The following is a 22,533-nucleotide window of genomic DNA, read 5'->3' on the forward strand; positions in this document are numbered from 1 at the left end:
CCGGTGAGAAACTTACATAGACGTACAAAAGTATCTTTGCTAATACTCCTTCAAATGACGACCACGCTGTTAACGGGATGTATGTGGAGAGATGCGCGCCTTCCAGTCTCCACCGATCATGAGGCTCAAGCGACTATTTCGTTTGTGGCCCCTGAATATAGCGCGTCTACAAGACCTTATTTTGAAAATGTCGTGAAGGAATTCGAAGTCAAGTATCCCACTATCAAGGTGGAGCTGCAGGTCATCAATTGGGACATTCTGGACAGTGCCTACAATACAATGATTAGCCGCAATCAACCTCCGGATTTACTGCTCACGAACATTTACGCACATTTCGCGAAAGATGGACTTCTCAACAACATGGATGAACTTATCTCCCCGGGATTGAAGGAAAAATTTTACCCCTATCTGATGGACAGCAGCAAGATGAATGGCGTGCAATATACGGTTCCTTATGTAACAACACTCCGGGAATTGTATTATAACAAAGATATTTTCAATGATGTCGGTCTGACGGAGCCTCCTACAACATGGACGGGTCTAGAAGAAGGAGCACGCCTCATCAAAGATAAGAAGCAAGTGGACGGTTTCGGCGTCGATCTGACGGATAATGAAATATGGGCTTACCTCTCCTATTTCTTCTACGGTGCAGGAGGGGGCTGGATGAAGGATGGCGAATGGACGATCAATTCTCGTGAAAATGTGGAAGGATTGACGTTCCTCAAGAGCTTGTATGACAAGGGCTTAACGGATCCAGAGCCGGCGATTACGACGCGTGATGAAAAACAGCGAATTCTAGGGAACGGCAAACTCGGCATGCTGATCTCGGGTAATTATTTCGAGGCTGTCGTACCGCAGGAGTTCCCGGGTTTAAAATGGGCCAAAGGGCCGATCCCCGTAAAAGAAGGCCAGACGCCTATGGTGCTTGGCGTACAGGATGTGTGGATGTCGTTCAAATCCGATCATACCAATAAGGACGCGTTGTCTAAATTTCTTGATTTTATTTATGAAGACGCCCGGTATGAAGAATTTGTTCTCAGGGAGGGATTTCTGCCTACGATTCGGACAGTGGGGGATAAAATGGCGGCAGATGATACCTTGATAAAACAAAATTTAAATGCGATTAAAAATGCGAAGTTCTACCCAATTAATCATCCGGCATGGTCTGCGGTCCTTAACGCAACTAGAAATATGGGGCAGACGGTGCTACTTGGTCAAATGACGCCCAAACAGGCACTTGACAGGCTGCAGCATATTGCGTTGGAGAAGAGTCGCTAATTTTATATATGTTGCACAAAAGTCAGGAAATAATTCCTGACTTTTGTTTCGTCGTCCAAAAAACAAAGAAAAGACAGTACATTTTCACCTATTTACAGTACTAAATTCAATGGTTGTATAGGCGGGAAATTACTATGATTAAAGTGTGTAAAGGAATTGCAAATACCAGAAGCGGACGCTTTCCTGCACGTTGGCTCCGCAAAAATCTTGGGAGGTCTATACGATGATGAAGCCAAAAAAAGCAATGACATGGGGTATGGTGTTATCGACGGTGCTGCTGATAACGGCCTGCGGAAGTAATAACGCGAATACGACTACGGCATCTGTGAAGCCAGCTGAAAGCGTAAATCCGGTGGAAAGCGCGAAACCGGCTGACAGCGCCAAACCGGTGGGAACGAAACTTGCCGGTGACTTTGAAATTCAATATTTTGTCGGCGGCTATGGCGACGCTTGGTGGAAACAAGCCATTGCCGATTTCCAAAAACAAAATCCGGACTTGAAGATTAAAGAATCCGCAGGAGCGAAAATTAATGATCAAATGAAGCCCCGTTGGCTGCAAGGCAACCCGCCCGATTTTGTTTACATCGACGGAGCTGGCTCTAACACAAGGCAAATGGTAACGGACGATCAGCTTATGGATATTACGGACTGGCTGAAGGATGCCAAAAACGTAGATGGTAAAAAGATTCTCGATCTATTGATCGCTCAGCCGGAAGAGTATAAACCAGGCAAAGCCTTTGCTGTACCGCTTGTTTTTGGATCATGGGGCACGTTCTACGATAAAGCATTATTCAAAAGCAAGGGCTGGCAAGCGCCTGCTGACTTCGAAAGCTTCATGGCTTTAGGAGAGAAAATTAAAGCAGACGGTCAAATGAGCGATTACATTCATACAGGGGTGTACCCTTACTACATCAATGGGGGATTATTGGACCCGACGATTATCGCTATGAACAACTACGATACTTCAATCTTCAAGAAAATTAATGGTCTTGAAAAAGGGGTTTGGAAGAGCGAACCGGTCATGAAGTCACTCGCCAAAATCGTGGAAATGAGAGACAAAGGGCTTATCGACAAAGGGTCTCCGGCGCTGAATCACACGGATTCCCAGTCCCAATGGCTGCAGCATAAAGCAGCGTTCATCCCGACAGGCATCTGGGTTGAAAGCGAAATGGCCAAGGATATTCCAGCTGGATTCGAGTTCGGATTCCTGCCATCCATCGGCCAAGACAAAGGCGGCAAGTTCGTAGCGAACCCTTACACTTCCACAGTGGCGATTGCGAAGAAAGCGAAAAATCCTGATGCAGCCAAAGCCTTCATGCAATTTATTTTCACTGAAAAGCAAAGCAAGGCATGGGCAGAGCTTTCCAAAGCTCCTTCCAACATTAAAGCAGATCTGGAAGGTACGAATGCACCGGCTTTAACCAAAGAAGCAGCCAAGTTCTATAACTCTCCGAACACCGTTGTTGCACCTGAAATCGTGATCCCAGAAGAACTGGTAACAGCGAGAAACAATGCGACGATCGCGCTTACCAAAGGTGAAATTACGCCTCAGCAGTGGGCGGATCGCATGGAAGAAGCGACAGACAAAATCCGTTCGAAAGAAAAGAAATAAGTCACCATAAGGAGCTGGCTGATAAACAGGGAAGATTGTCTGCTTCCCCCTTATCAGCCGGAATTTTAGATAGGAGGGAAGTATGAAAGAGAGAAAGACAGCGGCAGCTGGCCCAATGGATCGGAAAATGAGTGGTAGAACCGGAACTGCGAAGATGAAGCGGAATATGTTCATTCTTTCCTTTATCCTTCCAACTTTGCTTCTTTATCTCGTATTTACCGTCTACCCGATGTTCAAAGGTATTTATCTAAGTTTGTTTGATTGGTCGGGCGGTTCGGAAACCTATAATTTTATTGGTCTCGGCAATTTTAATGATATGTTCCATGACAGTGTGATCTTGAAAACCATTCGAAACGACTACATTCTCGTCATCGGTAAAGTCATTGGCTTTATGGTTTTGTCCATGTTCTTCGCGGTAGCGCTTACTCGGCTCAACATCAGAGGTTCTGGCTTCTATCGGATCATTTTCTTTTTGCCCAATGTGCTCTCCGTAGTTGTCGTAGGGGTTCTCTGGCGGTATGTGTATAATCCGAACCTTGGATTTCTGAATTCCTTTATCTCTTTATTTACGGACAAAAAGTTCGATTTCGCTTGGTTAGGCGATAAATGGTCGATATTCGCGCTTCTGCCGCCTTCCATCTGGGCAGGGATCGGATTTACCATCATTTTGCTCGTCGCAGGCATTCTTAGCATTCCGTCTTCCTTATTTGAATCCGCTGACATCGACGGCGCCTCACAGTGGGAGCAATTTTGGCTCATTACTCTTCCTCTTTCGTGGGAGCAGATCAAGACATCCGTGGTCTGGATTGTGATGACGACACTGAATGGCTCATTCGTCATCGTGACAATCATGACCTTTGAAGGCGGAGTGGATAATGCCACACAGGTTATGGGCTCCTATTTGTACTTGAATGCCTTCAAATTCGGCAAATTCAGCTATGCGTCTGCGATTGGCGTTCTCATTCTGGTTCTTTCTTTGATCACGACAGCAACCCTGCAGAGACTAATGAAGAGAGAAACCATTGAATTAACGTAGAGGAGTAATGGTTATGAGTCAACGTATGATGAATCCGGCATTTCGCGTGTTTTTCAAAGTGTGTCTGATCGCTTGGTCCATTTGCATTTTGTATCCGCTGCTCTGGACCATTTTTAGTTCCTTGAAAGATAATCAGCAGTTCTTTATTGGCAAACCGTGGGACTTGCCAAACTTCCCTTTACTCTGGTCGAATTTTTCGTTCGTGTGGGGAAAATATCATTTTGGCCAAAATTTTATGAACTCTCTTGTTGTGACAGTAGTCAGCACTGTCCTGGGTGTGCTCTTGTCGGCTACGACCGCTTACGTCATTGCTCGGTTTACTTTTCGAGGAAACGGTTTACTGTACTATTCGTACCTTTCCTACATGATGATACCAACGTTTCTGGGGATCATTCCCTTGTTCTTTTTGCTGAATGATCTTCATCTAACGAACAATTTATTCGGTCTCATGTTAGTCTACATGGTTACTGCCGTGCCGTTTGCCGTTTTTGTTCTCGTCAGTTTTTTTAAATCGCTGCCAAGTGAACTTGAAGAAGCGGCTTCGATTGACGGGGCTTCTCATTATGGCATCTTCTTCCGGATCATGCTTCCGCTTGCCAAACCGGGATTGATGTCCGTAGCGATCATTACGGTGCTGAATATTTGGAATGAATACGTGTTCGCGCTTGTACTGATCAATGATCCAACCAAATATACGATCCCGGTAGCCATTGCGGTTATGCAGGGGGAAATGCAGTACAGAACGGAGTGGGGCCCCCTCTTTGCAGCCCTGATTATCTCCATGGGGCCGACCATTGTATTCTATAGCATTTTTCAAAAGCAGATTACAGGAGGAATTACGGCTGGGGCATTAAAGGGTTAGCGGCAACATGGTATCCCTCGGTCGTTTTGCCATATGAGGTTGAAAATGAAGAGGAGAGTGTAGGAAGTGAAGACGCTTAAACACGCATTCGGTTTTGTTTTTTGCCTGATGTTCGTCGTAGCCATCATCTTCTTGGGCGGGACCACGACACATGCGGCAGCGGTTGGCGACATCACGAACTTCGAGAAGACGGACGCGAAGACGTTCACCATCACATCGGGCTCCGATAAGGTGAAGGTCATTTTTAATCGCGACGACATGGTTCGAATCTGGCTTGGTGTAGGCGGGAATTTTCAAACGCTAGCGGGCAGAAGCTCGTCGGCACCGAAAGAGCCAATCGTGGTTAAGGAGGATTTCGGTCCGGTCGCTGTGGATTGGACAGATGAGGGCAGCTACTACAAAATGACAACAGGCAAATTCGTTTTACGTGCTTACAAAAGTCCGATGAAATTCGCGATGTACAAAAGCGACAACGCGACCGTTGTTTGGCAAGAGGAGTCGCCGTTAAACTACAGCTCATCCTCTACAACTCAGAAGCTTGTCAGAGGTACTGATGAGTACTACTACGGCGGCGGCATGCAAAATGGATTTTTCTCTCACCGGGATAAGACGATCAAGATCGCCAAAAACTTTGGCGATTGGGGCAGCGGTACGGTCTCCAATCCATCTCCGTTTTACTTGAGCACGGCTGGTTATGGCGTACTGCGGAATACGTTCCAAGACGGTACCTACGATTTCGGCAGTCCCGCACAATTGACGCACAATGAAAATCGTTTTGATGCGTACTATTTTTACGGCGATACCATGAAGGATATCTTGAACGGTTATACAGATTTGACAGGCAAACCTTCGCTGATTCCTAGATGGGGGATGAGCATGGGGGATGCGGATTGTTACAACACAAGCAACACCGGCGCCAACAAGCCGAATAAGCTGACGACACCGGATGTTCTGAAGGTGGCGCAAGGCTTCCGCGACAATGACATGCCGGGCGGTTGGCTGCTGCCGAACGACGGTTATGGCTGCGGGTATGTGCAGCTGCCGAGCACCGTAGCGCAGCTTCATGATTTGGGCTTTTACACTGGTTTGTGGACGCAAAACGGTCTTGCGAATATCGCCACTGAAGTAGGCGTGGCCGGAACTCGTTTGAATAAGCTGGACGTAGCGTGGGTCGGACCTGGATACGACTTTGCGCTGGATGCAACGAAGCAGGCGCATCAAGGCGTTGAGAGCAACTCCGACTCTCGCGGATTTGTATGGTCCGTTGGCGGATGGGCAGGCACACAGCGCTATTCAACCGTTTGGTCCGGCGATCAATCCGGGAACTGGGAATACATCCGCTTCCACATTCCTTCAATGATCGGCGCCGGTTTGTCAGGCATGACCTACGCAACCGGTGACGTGGATGGGATCTTTGGCGGCAGCGCGCAAACCTATGTCCGCGATTTACAATGGAAAGCGTTTACACCAATTCTGATGAGCATGTCCGGTTGGGCATCCGTAGATAAACAGCCATGGCGCTATGGGGAGCCTTATACAAGCTATAACCGTGATATTTTAAAACTTAGACAGCGCTTAACGCCTTATTTTTACACCTATCTGAATGAAGCTTATGAATCGGGAGCCCCGTTCACGAGAGGGATGGTCTATGAATTCCCGAACGATCCGAATACGAAAAATACATTAACACAGTATCAATTCATGTCTGGGCAGTCCCTGCTCGTAGCACCGGTTTACAAAGATACGACCGTTAGAAATGGTATTTACTTGCCAAAAGGCAAATGGATCGACTACTGGACGGGTGCGGAGCATTACGGTTCCAAAATGCTGGACGAATACAGCGCTCCGCTGAGCCGTGTGCCGCTGCTTGTCAAAGCCGGCGCCATTATCCCGATGTATCCGGAAACGCTTTATGACGGCCAAGTGCCGCCTAATCCGATTACGTACGATATCTATCCTTACAAAACGTCATCTTTCACAATGTACGAGGATGATGGGGTAACGAGAGAGCACCGCAATGGCAAATTTGCGAAAACGTTAATTACTTCCATCGCTCCGGAAGCTGGAACAGGCGATTTGAAGGTTCAAGTAGGAGCAAGCGTTGGTGATTACAACGGCAAGCTGGCGGCACGCACCAATCAATTCCAAATTCACATGCACGTGAAACCGGCTAGTGTGGCTGTTGGCGGTTCCGCTTATACGGAGCGTGCAAGTAAAACGGAGTTGGCGGCTTCAGCAAGCGGCTGGTATTATGATGCGGCAGATAAAGGCGGTATCCTCTATGTGAAAACGCCGGATATGCCGTCGAATCAAGGATTTGAATTGAAAGTAGCCGGTTTTGAAGCGGATACTACGCCATTGACCGATGCAGCGGTTATTACACTGCCGGAACCGGATAATGATCCAACGAAAATCCCGCAAGGAGACATTGTGGCAACAGCAACAAGTACAGATGCGACTTCTCCTTTGGCGAATGCACTTGACGGAAGCACGGAAACGGTGTGGAGTACGAAGCTGGATGGCAGCGCACCATTGCCACAGTCCATTACACTGAATTTAGGCACGAAATTCTCTGTGAATAAACTGAAGTACCTGCCAAGACAGTATCTGGGCACGGATGGCATTATTACAGCTTATAACATCTATGTGAGTACAGATGGAACCAATTATACGAAGGTAACCAGCGGCACATGGACGGCGGATAAGCAGGAGAAAACCGTGACGTTCCCTACTGCCGAAGCGCAATACGTAAGATTGGAAGCAACAGCTGGCGTTAATGGTTTTGCGGCAGCGGCTGAGCTGAATGTGTACCGGGATGGGACCGTGCCTGTACCTCTGGCGATTCCGAAAACTCAGCTGAAGGCTTCAGCGTTAAGCTTCCAGCCGGGCAGCGAAGCGTCCAAAGCCATTGATGGCGACGCCAACTCCGTCTGGCACACGAAATGGGATGGCTCTGACAAATTACCGCAATCGATTATTGTTGATTTGGGCAAGGTGCGCACCATTAGCCAGTTCCGTTATGCACCGCGTACGGACGCTGGGAATGGCACGATTCAAACCTATAATTTGTATGTCAGCACCGACGGCACAAATTATACAAAAATTAGTTCGGGTTCTTGGACTCGAAATAATATCAAAAAGTATGTTCAATTCGAAGCGGTTGACGCCCGCTATGTGAAGTTAGAGGCTGTAGTCGCCGTAGGCGGGTTCGCCTCAGCATCTGAACTTGATGTGTATGAAACGCCGCAAGCACCACCAACCTTGGGAGATATTTTGAAAGGTAAACCGGCATCGGCAGACAGCTCAGATCCATCCTTCGCGGCAAGTAACGCCAACGATGGCCAAATGGATACGATGTGGGTGGCGGGTGATACGAACGCTAACCACGTATGGTCCGCTGATTTGGGCAGCATGCATGCCATTCAAGGGCTGGAGATCGCGTTCGGACAAAGCGATAAAGTGTACAAATACAAGCTGGAAGTCCGTGAAGCGGGCAGCAGCAATTGGATTCAAGTACTAAACCGTATGAACAATACGGAAGCAGCACCAGTCCTCAAAGATACATTTGGCAGCCAAGGGCGTTATGTGAGAATCACAATTACAGGACTGCCTGATGCGAATACGAAGGCTAGCATTGCGGACGTGAAGCTGATCGGCTTGCCGATTGTCGGAACGGCGCCGGTAACGGGCATTACGCTTGATCGTTCGGCGATGACGATGAATGTACTTGATGCGCCGATTGCCTTGGAAGCGACTGTGATGCCTCTGAATGCAGCCAACACAGGCGTGACTTGGAGCACAAGCAACCCTGCGATTGCCATGGTAAATGAGAACGGTGTCGTATCTGCAAAAGGCACAGGAACAGCTACGATTACCGCAACTACGGCAGAAGGCGGCTATAAAGCTACGGTAGAGGTTACGGTAACGGGACAAACCGGTTTGGTGAAAATTCCGCAAACGCAAATGACGGCGACGGCTGCAAGCTTTCAGGCCGGTAACGAGCCGAACTTGGCGATTGACGGAGATCCGAGCACTTGGTGGCACATCAAATGGTTTAACGTTGATCCGCTGCCACAATCGATCGTTTTGAATTTAGGCGGAACTTACAAAATCAGCAAATTGGAATACACGCCTCGTCAGGATGCAGCTAATGGTACAATTACTGGTTACAACGTATATGTCAGCGACGACGGCAATCAGTATACGAAAGTAGCGAGTGGAGCATGGCTGCAAAATAACAGCCTGAAAGAAGTGAATTTTGCACCTGTTCATGCTGCATTCATCAAGCTTGAAGCAACGGCTGGCGCAGGCAACTTCGCTTCTGCTTCAGAGCTGAATGTGTATAAGGTGGATGTAGTACCGGTGCCTACTTTGCAAACGATTGCTTTTGATGCAGCAAGCTATGAAGTGCAGCAAGGGCAATCCATACCTGTTAAGGTTACTGCACAGTATTCGGACGGAACTAATCAAGATGTGACAACTGCATCCGTGTTGGAGAGTGGCAATTCGCTGCTGGCTACGATAGCAAACGGTACGATCACGGGTGTTTCCCAAGGGGAAACGGTCGTTACGGCAACGTATGGCGGGAAGCAAGCATCTGCACCTATCAAAGTGACAGTAGTTGCACCACAAGCTCCATATACAACACTAACGGGAAGTAGTTCCAGCATTCAAGGCGGACAGCCGCTCCAAGTCGCTTATGGCGTAAATAATGTGGCGCAGCAAGCTTATGCGGAAGATATCACATTAACCTATGATCCGAATGTCATGGAATTCGTATCGGTGGAGCCGGTGTATCCAAACCTGAGCATTGTTAAAAAAGTGATTGATGGATCGGGTAAAATCCGCTTGATTACCGCTAGCGAAGGCGCAGGTCACGCCGTAACAGGCAATGCGCAATTGTTAAAGCTTACTTTTAACTCCAAAGTGACTTCTACGGCTATTACGACGTTCATTGAAGTAACGGACACTACGCTTGGGAATGAGCTGGGCAACGAGTTCAAAGCATTAAATTCCTCCCTAAGCGTTCAAGTAACACCAATTCCTGCTGGCACTCCTGGTGATTTGAACAACGACGGAAGAGTGTCGATCGGCGATTTGGGCATGCTGGCAGCTAACTACGGTAAAAATACGTCAAGTCCAGATTGGGCGAGCATTAAACACTTGGATTTCAACAATGACGGAGAGATTGAAATTTCAGATCTGGCCTTCATTGCTTCGAAAATCATGGAATAGTATCTAAGTTAAAAGGAGGGACTCTTGAACTGCCGGTTCGAGAGGTTCCTCCTCTTCCACTTAACTGACAATGAAAAGGAGTAAATTCCAGATGCATGCCAAGTCATTTGCAAAAATCCGGAAATCAGCCGTAGGTTTACTCGTAATCGGCGCTTTGACACTTAACAGTTTGCCGGGGAAAACAAACGGAGTAGCAAGAGCTGAAAGCATCGATTTGCCAGGGGTCAGCCAAACGGTAAATAGTGCAACGCTATCAGCCTCCGTGACCGATGACGTCTATACACCACGCAAGCGTTCCGACGGAAACTATCTCGTTTTTCCCGTTATTAGCGATTTGCAGATGGGCAACCGCGCGACAGACGCTCCCAAGTTCGAGCAAGCGATGGATCAGCTTCGAACGTTGGTGCCTGACTATGACGCCATCGCCATTGCAGGCGACCTGACGGAGCACGGGGCCATTTCCGAATACGATTCGGTCATGAACATCTTCAATCGAAAAAAAGTGCCCTCAGCCGCCAATTTGTTCGTCATCGGCAATCACGAGTACATCAATGGCCTGACGCCTCAGCTTGCGCAAGACCGCTTTGAACAAAAGACGGGCACAGAAAACTATTATTACGATAAATGGATTAACGGTTTTCATTTTATTATGTTAGGAACGGAAGATTCTACGAGAGACGGCAAAATGTCAGATGCCCAGATCGCCTGGCTGGAGCAAAAGCTGGCCGAAAATGCGGATCCGAACAAGCCGATTTTCGTCTTTCATCACCAGCACATCAAGGACACCGTTTACGGCAGCGATCTTTGGGGTTATTTCAATACCAAGTTATATAACGCATTAAGCAAATATCCGCAGGTCGTGACGTTTACGGGACATTCCCATTATCCGATTGACGATCCCAGGTCGATTCACCAGCAGGATTTTACCTCACTAGGCACGTCAGCTATCAGCTACCCAGAACTTGAACCAGGGAAAATACAGGGGAATTTCCCAGACGATCATATCATGCAGGGATTAATTGTTGAGGTACAGGATGGTCAGGTTGTCATTAAGCGCAGAGATTTTCATGCTAATAAGTGGACTGGCGAAGATTATGTGGTGCGTTATCCAGCAGACAAATCAAAATTCACCTATACAAACAGTCGCGATCAGGTGAAGCCGGCTTTCCCTGTAAGCGCACATGCCAGCGTAGATCCGTCTTCAATTCAAGCGCAGAAAGTCAAATTGAAATTCGATCAAGCAACGGATAATTTGATGGTGCACTCGTATGAAATCAATATGATTAAAGCGGATACGAATGTACAGTCCATGTCGCTGAAAGCATTTTCAGAATGGTACTACGACCCTGTTCCGAGCTCGCTGTCACTGGACATTGCCGGCCTTCGTCCAAACACGCCTTACAGAGCTGAAATATGGGCGCTTGATTCCTTCAACAACCGCAGCGACACAGCGCTAACGACGGAGTTTAGAACGGCCCCGGCAGCTTCGATTGATGAAATGGCTGTCATCGACATCGACTTTGCCGACGGCACAGGCAAGGATCGGTCTACAGCTCACAATGATGCTGTGGCGAATGGCAGTGGTGCGACGATTGTGTACAGCAACGTGTTCAAAAAATATGTGGGCAGAATGAACGGAACCAACGATCAGTATTTCCGGATCGCGCCAAGCGACTCCATTAAACAGGTCGTCGGCGAATTTACGCTGGAAGCAGACTTCATCATGAACGCTGTGCGCAATCAGGCGATTTTCGGTAATACGGAGAGCGGAGGTCTCTCGTTTGAATCGACAAGCGGTGGCAATGTGGAGTTGTGGGCATACATCGACGGGGCCTATAAACGGATAGGGGTCACCCTGTCGGCAGGAATACCCTATCATCTGGCGGCTACCTATGACGGTACCCAAATCGTGCTTTACTTAAATGGCCAAAAAGTGAAGACCTTGAATGCAACAGGCCAACTTAAGCAGCCGAATATGAATTTTGCCATTGGAGCTGACCCTTCCAGCGGTAATAAGGGCGGTATCGTGCTAAATGGCGATGTCAGCGTGGCCAGACTATTCAGCACCGCTCTTACTGCGGATGAAGTTCAAAAGTCGTATCAGGAGCAGGCCAACCGGATGGCTATTACCGAATTTGACCAGCTATACGCTGACTTAAATCAAGCTCGGGCGCTTGCTGACAACCCGAATGTTATAGGCAGCAGCCCAGGGCAGTATCCGCAGGCAGCAATGGAGGAATACCGCTCTGAAATCGTTCGGTCAACGGGGACGTTCCAGTCATGGTCGACGACCAAGGAGCAGGCTGTAAATGCGATCGCTTCCCTTCAAGCTGCAAAAACGCTGCTGGATAGCAGGAAAAATCAAGCTGCGCCTACCTTGCAAACCATATCTTTTGATGCGTTGAGCTATGAAGTGCAGCAAGGACAATCCACACCTGTTAAGGTAAAAGCGCAGTATTCGGATGGAACCAACCAAGATGTGACAGCTGCATCTGTGTTGCAGATCGGCAATACGCTGCTGGCTACGCTAACAAACGATACGATTTCCGGTGTTTCCCAAGGGGAAACGGTCGTTACGGCAACGTATGGCGGGAAGCAAGCGTCTGCATCCATCAAAGTGATTGCGGCTACGCCGCAAGCTCCCTACACGACGCTTACGGGAAGCTCCAGCGTTCAGGGCGGACAGCCGCTCGAAGTCGCTTATGGCGTAAACAATGTGGCGCAGCAAGCTTATGCAGAAGATATCACATTAACCTATGATCCGAATGTCATGGAATTCGTATCGGTGGAGCCGGTGTATCCGAATCTTAGCATCGTACGAAAAACGAATGATGGAACGGGTAAAATTCGGTTGATTACCGCCAGCCAAGGCGCAGGTCACGCCGTAACAGGCAATGCGCAATTGTTAAAGCTTACTTTTAACTCCAAAGTGACTTCTACGGCCATTACGACCTTCATTGAAGTGACGGACACTACGCTTGGGAATGAGCTGGGTAACGAGTTCAAAGCGTTAAATTCCTCTCTAAGCGTTCAAGTAACACCAATTCCTGCCGGTACTCCTGGCGATTTGAACAACGACGGAAAAGTATCGATCGGCGATTTGGGCATGATGGCAGCAAACTACGGTAAAAACACGTCAAGTCCGGATTGGGCGAGCATTAAACATCTGGATTTCAATAATGACGGAGAGATTGAGATTTCCGATCTGGCCTTCATTGCTTCGAAAATGGTGGAATAAACAGAGGAAGGAGACCCTTGTTAGATTCATTGAGGGTCTCCTCTTTTGGGACTATTTTCGTGCATATAACGGCCGTTGTGTCCGAAAGACTTAGGGAGTGCAGTATGAAAAGTTGAAAAAATACGAATGGTAGGAACTTTTGTCGAAGGTCTTGCCATCGCTAATTATCTCGAATAAACTGACAGGTTAATAGGTTGTTATTATGTGTATTTACATTGTTTTAGTTTTGTAAAATTCGGTTTAAGTACTTGTCAATTGCCCTTCTCTCGCATAAGATCACAGAGTAACAAGTTGTTATTGTGTGTTTTTGTATTGTTTTAGTTTTGTAAATATGTTGGCAAGCAGCAAAAACTATTACTTTATTTCGGGAGGATGTCCAAGTGAAAGTAACGTTTAAGCAAGTGTTCATGTCTACGTTAACAGCTACGCTTTTAGCAACTTCCAGTTTGTCGGTTACGCTGCCATTTGTGGCGGAAACCGCCTATGCCGCAGTCGTTGCTTCGGACTTTGCGCTTCAATTGAAGTTTGAGGACAATGCTGTCGACAACTCCACAAACGCAACCAATGTCACAGCAGCGGGGAATCCAACTTATGTGGCGGGAAGAGAAGGGAAAGCACTCAATCTCAACTCGACAAGTGCGAACAGGCAATATTTGAATCTGGGCAAGCCGGCTAATTTGCAATTCGGAACAGGTACAAATTTTACATTAGCTTTCTGGGTGAAGTCTCCTGGTGTAGCAAGCGATCCGCCGGTTATTGCAAACAAAAATTGGGCTAGCGGCAGCAATGTAGGTTATGCCTTATCATTACAGCCGAATAATAGTTTGAAATGGAACTATAACACACAGGGCGGGTCGCGAGCGGATGCGGAGATTCCGAATGTAGCTGACGGAAAATGGCATCATATCGTCGTCTCCCATGATCGAGCAACCGGGCGCGCGGATTTCTATAAAGACGGAGTACCGGTAGCTATTTCAGTGAAAACTGGCTCGTTATATCAAAGCATATCGAGCAGTATGAATATTGCCGGCAGAACAGGAACGATTGATTCGGGATTGTCCACGATGATCGGCAACGATGGCACAGGGAATTACGAGGTAAGCACGTTTGACATGCAAGTGGATGAAATGCAAGTCATTAAACGAGCTGTAACTGCACAGGAAGCCGGGGATATGTTTAACAGCGCGCCTCCGATAGAGGTGAATGAGAATTTTAAAGGTTCCTTGAACTTGATTGGGGCTGAACATGCTGTACAAGGGGGTACATTCCGGGTCAATTTGGATCTGCGTACGCCAACGATGAGCACGGCGGTGGATAAATCAGTTATTGAACTCGCTTATGACAGCAACTTATTCGAGTTTGTAAACGCAACGAACGCGGTATCCGCAGATACATCCACACCTGGGATCGTGAAGTTGACCATTCCGGGAGGCATCGTCTACGGCCAAACAAATCCGCTTGAATACAGCAAATCGAGAATTTCTGAAGTGTTTTTCAAAACAAAAGGGGCTTCCGGGCAAGGACAGATTCAAGTAAGCAAAGCAGAGTTTTATGCCGGCACGACCAAAATGGTGAATGAAACGTTTAATACGCAGCCGGAGACGGTTCAAATTCATCCGAAAGCCACAGAAGACTTGAATAAGGACGGCGTTGTCACGGTTGGCGACCTTGCCCTTGCACAAGGTAATTCCGCCGAACTGCAGAACTCCATTGCCAGCAACGCGCAATACGTTCCGTATAAAAGGGTTGTCGTCATCGGCATGGATGGCGGCGGTTTGTCTGTGATGCCCAATGCGCCGTATTGGGAGACGCCAAGCTCCCTGAAGGAGCAGGTCGGCAATAGGCAGATTGCGCCTAACCTGCGTAGTCTAATTGAGAAAGGCGCTGTAAGCTACACAGCCAAAACGACACTGCCATCCAGCTCATCCCCGAACTGGGGCGCTATGTTGAATGGCGTTGACTTTAGCAAACATCAAATCAACAACACGGAAAGCGGAATTTATTATTATTCAGAGACCTCTCCATATCCGTCCGTTTTCAAAAAGGTACGAGAAGCATTGCCGAACAAGAAAATGGTCGCTTTCGCGCAGTGGAAAAACATTTTGGACGGGCATATCGAACCGTCTGTGGGCGTTGAAGTCGGAACAGGAAACGATGAAGCGGACGCAGCTGCTTTCGCGCAGTATGTGGCTAGCGGTAAAGCGCTCGACACTTCGCTTATGTTCATCCAATTCGACGATATGGACCATGCGGGACACGGTATTGGCTTCTACACGAAGCAATATTATGAGCAGCTGACGAAGACGGATCTGAACGTAGGAACAGTTGTCAATGCGCTTCGAGACAAAAACTTGCTGGATGACACCTTGATTGTCATGCTGCCGGATCACGGCGGAGGCACGGAGAACGCCAATACGACGCTGGGAAGCGCGACTTCACACGGACAGGATTCTCCGCTGGCGACAACGATTTTCTTTGCGGCAAACGGAAGAACGGTGGCAACCGATGTGGGCAAGGAGAAAATTTTACAAGGTGGAACGACCAAAGATTTGGCTGCCACGGTGTTGAAGGCGCTGGGCATTAACAGTACCATCGGTGATTCCCAAGGGATTAACGGCATGTTCGTCGCACAGAAAGATCAGAATAAAGCGGATGCGCCTAATTTACAGCTGACGAAAGTGGTAGCTCCAACAACGCAGCAGCTTAAGTATTATGAGTTGGCTGTCAGCAATACGGCGTCCCCTGCCAAAGCGATGGACATTGTTGTTGCAACGAACGGACTGAACGTAACGGCGGTAGAATCCGTTCAAGAAGGCGTGAAGGTTATCCGAAGTGAGTCCGCTAATGGACAAACAAGAGTCGTGCTCAGCGCAGACAACGGCATTACACCGGATGCAGCTTTGTTGAAGATCCAAGCGACAGCGCAAGATGTGTCTGCTACTGCTTCATTGGAAACAGCCGTAGTTGCCAATACGCTAGGACAAGAGACGCTTCCGAATTTGAAGAGCGCAGTGCGCGAGGATACAAGCGTTCAAGTTCCAGTTACGGGTTTGCAGCTTGATAAGTCTTCGGCAACGGTCAAACAAGGGCTGACGACAGAGTTGACGGCTGCGATAATGCCAGTGAATGCGAGCAATAAGAACGTCACATGGAGCAGTAGTGATGCAACGATAGCAAGCGTGAAGAATCAATCGGGTAAGGGAATTGTAACCGGAATTAAACCAGGGACAGTGACAATTACAGCCACGAGCGTTGACGGAGGTTTTCAGGCGACAAGCCAAGTGACTGTGGAAGCAGGCGTACCTTCCAGTGCGGAGACGACGCTTAGCAGTGTTTCTTCTGTCACGCCAGGCAGTGAATTCGTTGTTCGTTTAGGTTTGAACAATGTGACGAGTCAAGTTTATGCCGAAGATTTTGTGATCAATTATGAGGATAGCTTGTTAGATTTTGTGTCGGCCAAGTCGGTGAAAGATAAAGTAAGCCTAGTCGTTACGAAGAATACGTCAGGTAAATTACGGCTTATTTTAGCTAGCGAAGGGGCAGGGAACGCGATTACGGGGGAGACACCGCTGGTTGAGGTAACCTTCCGAGCAAAATCGATCTCGCAGTCGGCATCTACAACAATCACAGTAGCAAGTGCTATGCTCGCAGACAGCACGGGCACGGAAACAGCAGCAGCTGTATCGTCCGTTGGAGTGAAAATATCGGTGGGTACTCCAGGTGATATTAACCATGATGGTAAAGTAAGTATTGGTGACCTTGCTTTTGCAGCTGCGAATTATGGTAAATCAACAGCAAGCCCAGATTGGCAGGATGTGAAGGCAGCCGATGTAAGTGGCAATGGCGTCATTGACATCGATGACCTTGCAGCGATTGCAACGAAAATCATCCAATAATTGAACATGCAAAGATCAGAGAAGAGCCTTTCAAGAGCCTTTCTCTGATCTCCTTTTACCCTCTTTTCTAAACGTGTACGAATGTGTGTGACTTCCGATACAAAATGTGTCATTATTCTACAAAAGTTCATGTTTACAGAAAACTTTGTCGAATCCATTCTGTGAAACAAGTAAAGAAATTAAACGAAATAGTAAAGATAATGCACACGATTTGGACAATACGTACTGTATCATATGGAGAAGACAATCGCTTCTCATACGATACAAAGGAGCCGTGAATCATGCACTTTATTAAAACGTTTAAACGCACTGTTTCTCTAGGTGCTGTTGCGCTTTTGGCCGCCAATGTGGTGAATGTTCCTCTCGGAAGCAGCAGCCAAAAAGCCTATGCGGCAGTCATTCCTTCGCCATCAGCCATACCCACGGTTGTAAGTACCTATGTGGTTGCTGACAAAGCGCAGATCGCGACGCTCGGCGAGCAAGTTCAGTTGAAGGTAATGGCCCGCATGAGCAATGGTACGGATGTAGAGTTGAAAAAGACGACCGCCTCCAACTCGACAGACCCTGAGCTGGGCAGCGTTCATTATACGTCAACCGTACAAGGTGTAACGATTGATGATGCAACAGGTATTTTGACGTACGATGGCTCTTCGGGCAATGTGCCTGTGGATGTTAAAGCGGACATCAAGTATTTGGATGTAAAATATTTTGAAGGTTTTGAAGGCGGGAATATTGGCAGCTTTACCTATGACCCGAGTGCCACGACAACGACATCAACAGCGGTAGTGGCCAAAACAGGGGCAGGTGTTCCAGCGCATAGCGGCACGTATAGTGCCAATCGTACTGGACCAACAACGAATACCGTTAGAGTTGATATGGGTGCAGCGCTGAATGGGGTAGTTACGGCATGGTTTTATAATGGTTCTGCTGGGGCAACTTCTCCTTCTGACCAATCCAGAAACAATATCTATGTCGGTACAAAAACGACATCCGGAGGCGTGAATGTATCAGCCGGCCTGCTCATGGGAGAACATTGGGACGGTGCCACAGGTTCGGGGACTAAATTTATTACGAGATTGATGAGCTCGTCTTTCTCTCCGACATCCGTAAATCGTGGAACAACACCAGCCTGGCATGAGTTCAAATGGGACCTAAATTCGGGTACGGATGCCAAAATGTACATAGACGGGACTTTGGTTGGCACAACAACAGCGGAAACGAAATATCAATACGTCGCTCTGCTGGGCAATTGGTTGCCCAATAATGCAGTAACTTACTACGACGATATCAAAACAACGCAGCTTGGAACCAGTCTCTCGACAACTCTTTCGATCCCGGTTACAACCGCTGATTTGGAAGGATTAACAGTAGCAGGTCAAGGTGGAGCGGCAGTAATTACAGCAGATGCAGGTACATTACAAATGCTAGCTGCTGCAAATCCGGCCGGCGCTCCTGCCATCGTCACATGGAAAGTCGAAAATGCAGACGGTACGCCAACGAACCTCGCAGAGATTTCGGCAGCGGGTTTATTGTCTGCGAAGGGGAATGGGACGGTCAAGGTAACGGCGACTTCTACGGTTAAGCCGGAACTATCTGATAGCGCTTTAATTACGATCACAGGCCAGACGATTAAAGCAGCAGCTATTTCGATTCAAGCGCCAGCAGGAGCAACCAGCTTTACAACGCTTGATCCTGTTTTACTGAGCGCTGAAGTCATACCAGTTGGTACGGCGGATCCAACGGTGACTTGGGCGATCCTGCAAGGGGCGGATGTTGCAACGATTTCGAGCGCGGGCGTTCTTACGCCAGTCAAAGCCGGCACCGTGCAAATTCAAGCGACAGCCAATGATCCTAGCGGTGTAAAAAGCAATATTTTGCAGCTAACGTTCGATGTCAAAATGACTTCCCTGACGGTGACAGGAGCAGGCGGAGCGACAGAGATCACTTCGCGTGCCGGACAGCTTCAAATGGGAGCGACCGCTCAGCCTGGAGGAGCGCCAACCACCAATGTGGCTTGGACGGTAGAGAATGGAACGGGAAGTGCTTCAATTAGCAGCACCGGTTTATTGACAGCCATAGACAATGGTTCTGTGACGGTCAAAGCAACGGCGCAAGACGGCAGCGGTGTTGTCGGTCAAACGAACATTCAAATCTCGGGTCAAGGAAGCCATACCTTCTATGTCAGTTCCTCCACAGGCGATGACACGAATGATGGATTAAGCGCAGCTGCACCATGGAAAACCTTGAATAAAGTCAGCGGGACGACATTTATTCCTGGCGACAAGATTTTGCTCAAAGCCGGCGATTCATGGGACGGTCAATTATGGCCGAAAGGTTCAGGAGCGGAAGGCAATCCCATTATCATCGACCAATATGGCACAGGCAGCAGGCCTATTATTAACGGTAAGGGAAATAATTTCGATCAAACGATTTACAACTCAACCACGATCTACAACTCAGGAGCTGTTTTTCTGAAAAATCAGGAATACTGGGAGCTTAACAATTTAGAAGTAACGAATGATGACAATTTTGCGGTCGAAAATAACGATTCTGCTGCGCTTCGTGCAGGTATTTTCTTTACCATCGATGCCAATGAAAGCGATCGGGTGTATAACCACATTTATATCCGCAACTGTTATGTTCATGATATTGACGGCAACAACAATGCAGGTCCTAAAGAAAATGGCGGCATTATCGGCGTCGTCAAAGGAACGGCTCCAACAAGCCAAGTGACGAAGGCCAGATTCAATGATGTGAAGGTTGAAAATAATACGATTCGCAAAGTCGATCGCGTTGCCATTCGTGTTGCGGCTCATGCGAACTACGTTGGCGATGATTCCTTCTCAACGACAGCCACATTTAAATATGGCAATTGGAACACGGGCTTTTACATTGCCCACAACACGATGGAGGATGTAGGCGGCGACGGGATTATTTTACGGGATACGGATGGGGCTGTACTGGAATATAACTATTTGAACAAATTCGGTACGCGGGTTGCGAGCAGCAATGCCATTGCAGGAATTTGGCTGGCAGTCGCCAAGAATACGCTCATTCAGTACAACGAGGTTACGGGAGGCCCTGCGAATAATCAGGACGGATGCGCCTTTGACTTCGACGAATTCCTGATTAATACGGTTTACCAATACAATTACAGTCATGACAATCCGATGGGCTTTATGCTCTTGATGGGAACCAATGAGAATGATGTTTTGCGCTACAACGTAAGTCAGAACGACGGCATTATATTCAGACACTTTGCTTTTGACGAAAAGACAACGGGCTCTATTTACAATAATGTGTTTTATTATGATGGTAGTAAAAACCAAATTATGGGCTCAGGCAACACAGTGAAAAGCGGCTATAGCTTCTATAACAATATTTTCTATAACACAAACACGACGACACCAACGAATTGGCTGAACAACAGCTGGAGCAATGCATTATTCAGCAACAATGTGTTTTACGAAGCGGGAGGCGTTCATCCTGCCAATGAGCCTAACGATGCCAACAAGGTGACCGCTGAACCTAAGTTTGTGAATCCAGGTGGTGCAGGAGCAGGGTTGGCTTCAGCCAATGCTTACGAGCTGCAACCGGACTCGCCTGCGATTAATGCAGGGATGGCGATAACGAATAACGGCGGTAAAGATTATAAAGGCGATTCGTTATACAAAGGATTCGCGGATATTGGAGCTTTCGAATACCAAGGAGAGACAACGGGAGTGAATCACCGTCCTTTGATTTCGAATGCGAAATACAGCGTGAAAGTAGACCGCCCAGTTACAGGCAAGCTTTCTGCAAGCGACCCTGATGGCGATCAGCTGCAATTTTCAATTGTGAGCAATGGGTCTTTAGGTACGGTTCAACTGTTGAATAGTACGACAGGCGATTTCGTCTATACACCTAACCCAGGCGCTACAGGGAATGATAGCTTCACGTTCAAAGCATCCGATGGCTTGCTCGATTCCAATATCGGAACAGTAACGGTAGCGATTGCGCAGTCGAACTTGCTCCAAAACGGCGGATTTGAAGCCGGCACAACAACGCCGCCTCCTGGTTGGACTTCATTTTATGGTACGGGAGCCGCCATCATAAGCGATCCTGCCCATGTGCATTCCGGCAGCAATGCCGTGAAATTCATGAGCAACAATTCTGGCGCAGAACAAGTGGTAAGCGGTTTGACGCCGAATACGAACTATGTAGCCAGAGGTTGGATCAAAGTTATGGATGCCGGAAATACGCAAAGCATCGGCGTCAAAAATTATGGCGGCAGCCAGATTTCAAAATCAATCAGCACACTGGATTACTCAGAAGGTAAAATCATTTTCAAAACAGGAGCTGCAAATACATCGGCCAACATTTATTCATGGAAAAATACGAATGCGAGCAATGATGGAAAAGTAGCGTACATCGACGATTTCTCCCTCTCCTTATATGAGAGCCCTACAGCAGTAAGCTCAGCTGTCAACACCGTGCAAGACGCTGTTTATACAGGCAACTTATCGGTCAGCCGTTATGATGGGGATGCCTTGACGTATGCGATTGCCGTTAATGGCACGAAAGGGACAGCGGTAATTACGGATCCGGCAACAGGTGCGTTCACGTATACACCGAACCCGGGCGCTACTGGAACAGATACGTTTACGTTCAAAGCCAATGACGGTATAGCCGATTCTGAAGAGGCTGTTATTACGGTAAACATTGCGGCTTCACCGATGACGCTCTCGACAGAGCTAACGGGAGGAAGCACCGTTCAGTCCGGCGACCCGTTCATAGTCACATACGGTTTGAAAAGCGTAGCAACAGCGGCATTGGCCCAAGATGTGACCGTTCAATATGATGCCAATGTGATGGAGTTTGTCTCTGCGAAATCTGTGATTGAAGGCGTCACCATTATCGAGCCGATCACGCAATCAGCAGGCAAGCTGAGAATGATCATTGTAAGTCAAGGTACAGCTCATGCGGTTAGCGGTAATGCGCTAGTGGCGGAGCTGACTTTCCGAGCGAAAGCCGTCACGCAAAATACGACGGGTATCGTCACGATATCGAAGGCCGTTCTTGGGGATGCACAAGGAGGAGAAGCGGAAGCAGCGGCTTCCAGCTACAGCGTATCCATTATTGCACCGACTCCAGGCATGCCGGGCGACCTTACGAATGATATGAAAGTGACGATTGGCGATTTGGCTATTGTAGCAGCTAACTATGGCAAAGATACGAACAGCCCGGATTGGGAGCAAGCGAAAAAAGCAGACGTTGTGGCCAACGGTAAAATCGATATTGACGACCTAGCGTTTGTAGCATCCAAAATAGAGTAATAAATAGATGGGGAGTCAAGTGCTCCCCTCTTTTTTAGCTTTTCGCCAAGGTGATGTCCAG

8 protein-coding genes are annotated in these 22,533 nt (G+C 47.9%); all 8 read left to right on the forward strand.

The window, feature by feature from the left end; all coding sequences use genetic code 11:
* Positions 1–3 precede the first annotated feature (3 nt).
* The 8 genes from ACKTT9_RS12985 to ACKTT9_RS13020 all read left to right on the forward strand — a co-directional run bounded on the left by ACKTT9_RS12985 (position 4) and on the right by ACKTT9_RS13020 (position 22,472).
* A complete protein-coding gene (locus ACKTT9_RS12985; RefSeq protein ID WP_407871909.1) occupies positions 4–1,278 on the forward strand; it encodes an ABC transporter substrate-binding protein in 1,275 nt (424 codons plus the stop codon).
* A 223-nt stretch (positions 1,279–1,501) separates the two neighbouring features.
* On the forward strand, positions 1,502–2,890 hold the full coding sequence (locus tag ACKTT9_RS12990) for an ABC transporter substrate-binding protein (RefSeq protein WP_407871910.1): 1,389 nt from the start codon (positions 1,502–1,504) through the stop codon (positions 2,888–2,890).
* 127 nt (positions 2,891–3,017) lie between these two features.
* Positions 3,018–3,926 carry a carbohydrate ABC transporter permease gene (locus ACKTT9_RS12995; protein WP_407873028.1) on the forward strand — a complete coding sequence of 303 codons (909 nt, stop codon included), beginning with the start codon at positions 3,018–3,020 and terminating at the stop codon, positions 3,924–3,926.
* Between the two features lie 13 nt (positions 3,927–3,939).
* Complete coding sequence (locus tag ACKTT9_RS13000; RefSeq protein WP_157318142.1) at positions 3,940–4,788, forward strand: carbohydrate ABC transporter permease; 849 nt, start codon at positions 3,940–3,942, stop codon at positions 4,786–4,788.
* A gap of 66 nt (positions 4,789–4,854) precedes the next feature.
* Positions 4,855–10,023 (forward strand): discoidin domain-containing protein, encoded by a 5,169-nt coding sequence (locus ACKTT9_RS13005; protein WP_407871911.1) that lies wholly within the window; start codon positions 4,855–4,857, stop codon positions 10,021–10,023.
* Between the two features lie 91 nt (positions 10,024–10,114).
* Positions 10,115–13,261 (forward strand): LamG-like jellyroll fold domain-containing protein, encoded by a 3,147-nt coding sequence (locus tag ACKTT9_RS13010; RefSeq protein ID WP_407871912.1) that lies wholly within the window; start codon positions 10,115–10,117, stop codon positions 13,259–13,261.
* Positions 13,262–13,641: 380 nt separating this feature from the next.
* Positions 13,642–17,157, forward strand: a complete 3,516-nt coding sequence (locus ACKTT9_RS13015; RefSeq protein ID WP_407871913.1) for an Ig-like domain-containing protein — start codon at positions 13,642–13,644, stop codon at positions 17,155–17,157.
* 281 nt (positions 17,158–17,438) lie between these two features.
* Positions 17,439–22,472: an Ig-like domain-containing protein gene (locus ACKTT9_RS13020; protein ID WP_407871914.1), complete on the forward strand. Its 5,034-nt coding sequence runs from the start codon at positions 17,439–17,441 to the stop codon at positions 22,470–22,472.
* The last annotated feature ends 61 nt before the right edge of the window (positions 22,473–22,533 follow it).

Source organism: Paenibacillus sp. P36 (genome assembly GCF_045866505.1).
In the GTDB taxonomy this organism is placed as follows: domain Bacteria; phylum Bacillota; class Bacilli; order Paenibacillales; family NBRC-103111; genus Paenibacillus_E; species Paenibacillus_E chondroitinus.

Excerpts from the sequence above, each read along its gene's own strand:
- ACKTT9_RS13000 (WP_157318142.1), top strand. The coding sequence starts at position 3,940 with ATGAGTCAACGTATGATGAATCCGGCATTTCGCGTGTTTTTCAAAGTG.
- ACKTT9_RS13020 (WP_407871914.1), top strand. The coding sequence starts at position 17,439 with ATGCACTTTATTAAAACGTTTAAACGCACTGTTTCTCTAGGTGCTGTT.
- ACKTT9_RS12995 (WP_407873028.1), top strand. The coding sequence starts at position 3,018 with ATGAGTGGTAGAACCGGAACTGCGAAGATGAAGCGGAATATGTTCATT.
- ACKTT9_RS13010 (WP_407871912.1), top strand. The coding sequence starts at position 10,115 with ATGCATGCCAAGTCATTTGCAAAAATCCGGAAATCAGCCGTAGGTTTA.
- ACKTT9_RS12990 (WP_407871910.1), top strand. The coding sequence starts at position 1,502 with ATGATGAAGCCAAAAAAAGCAATGACATGGGGTATGGTGTTATCGACG.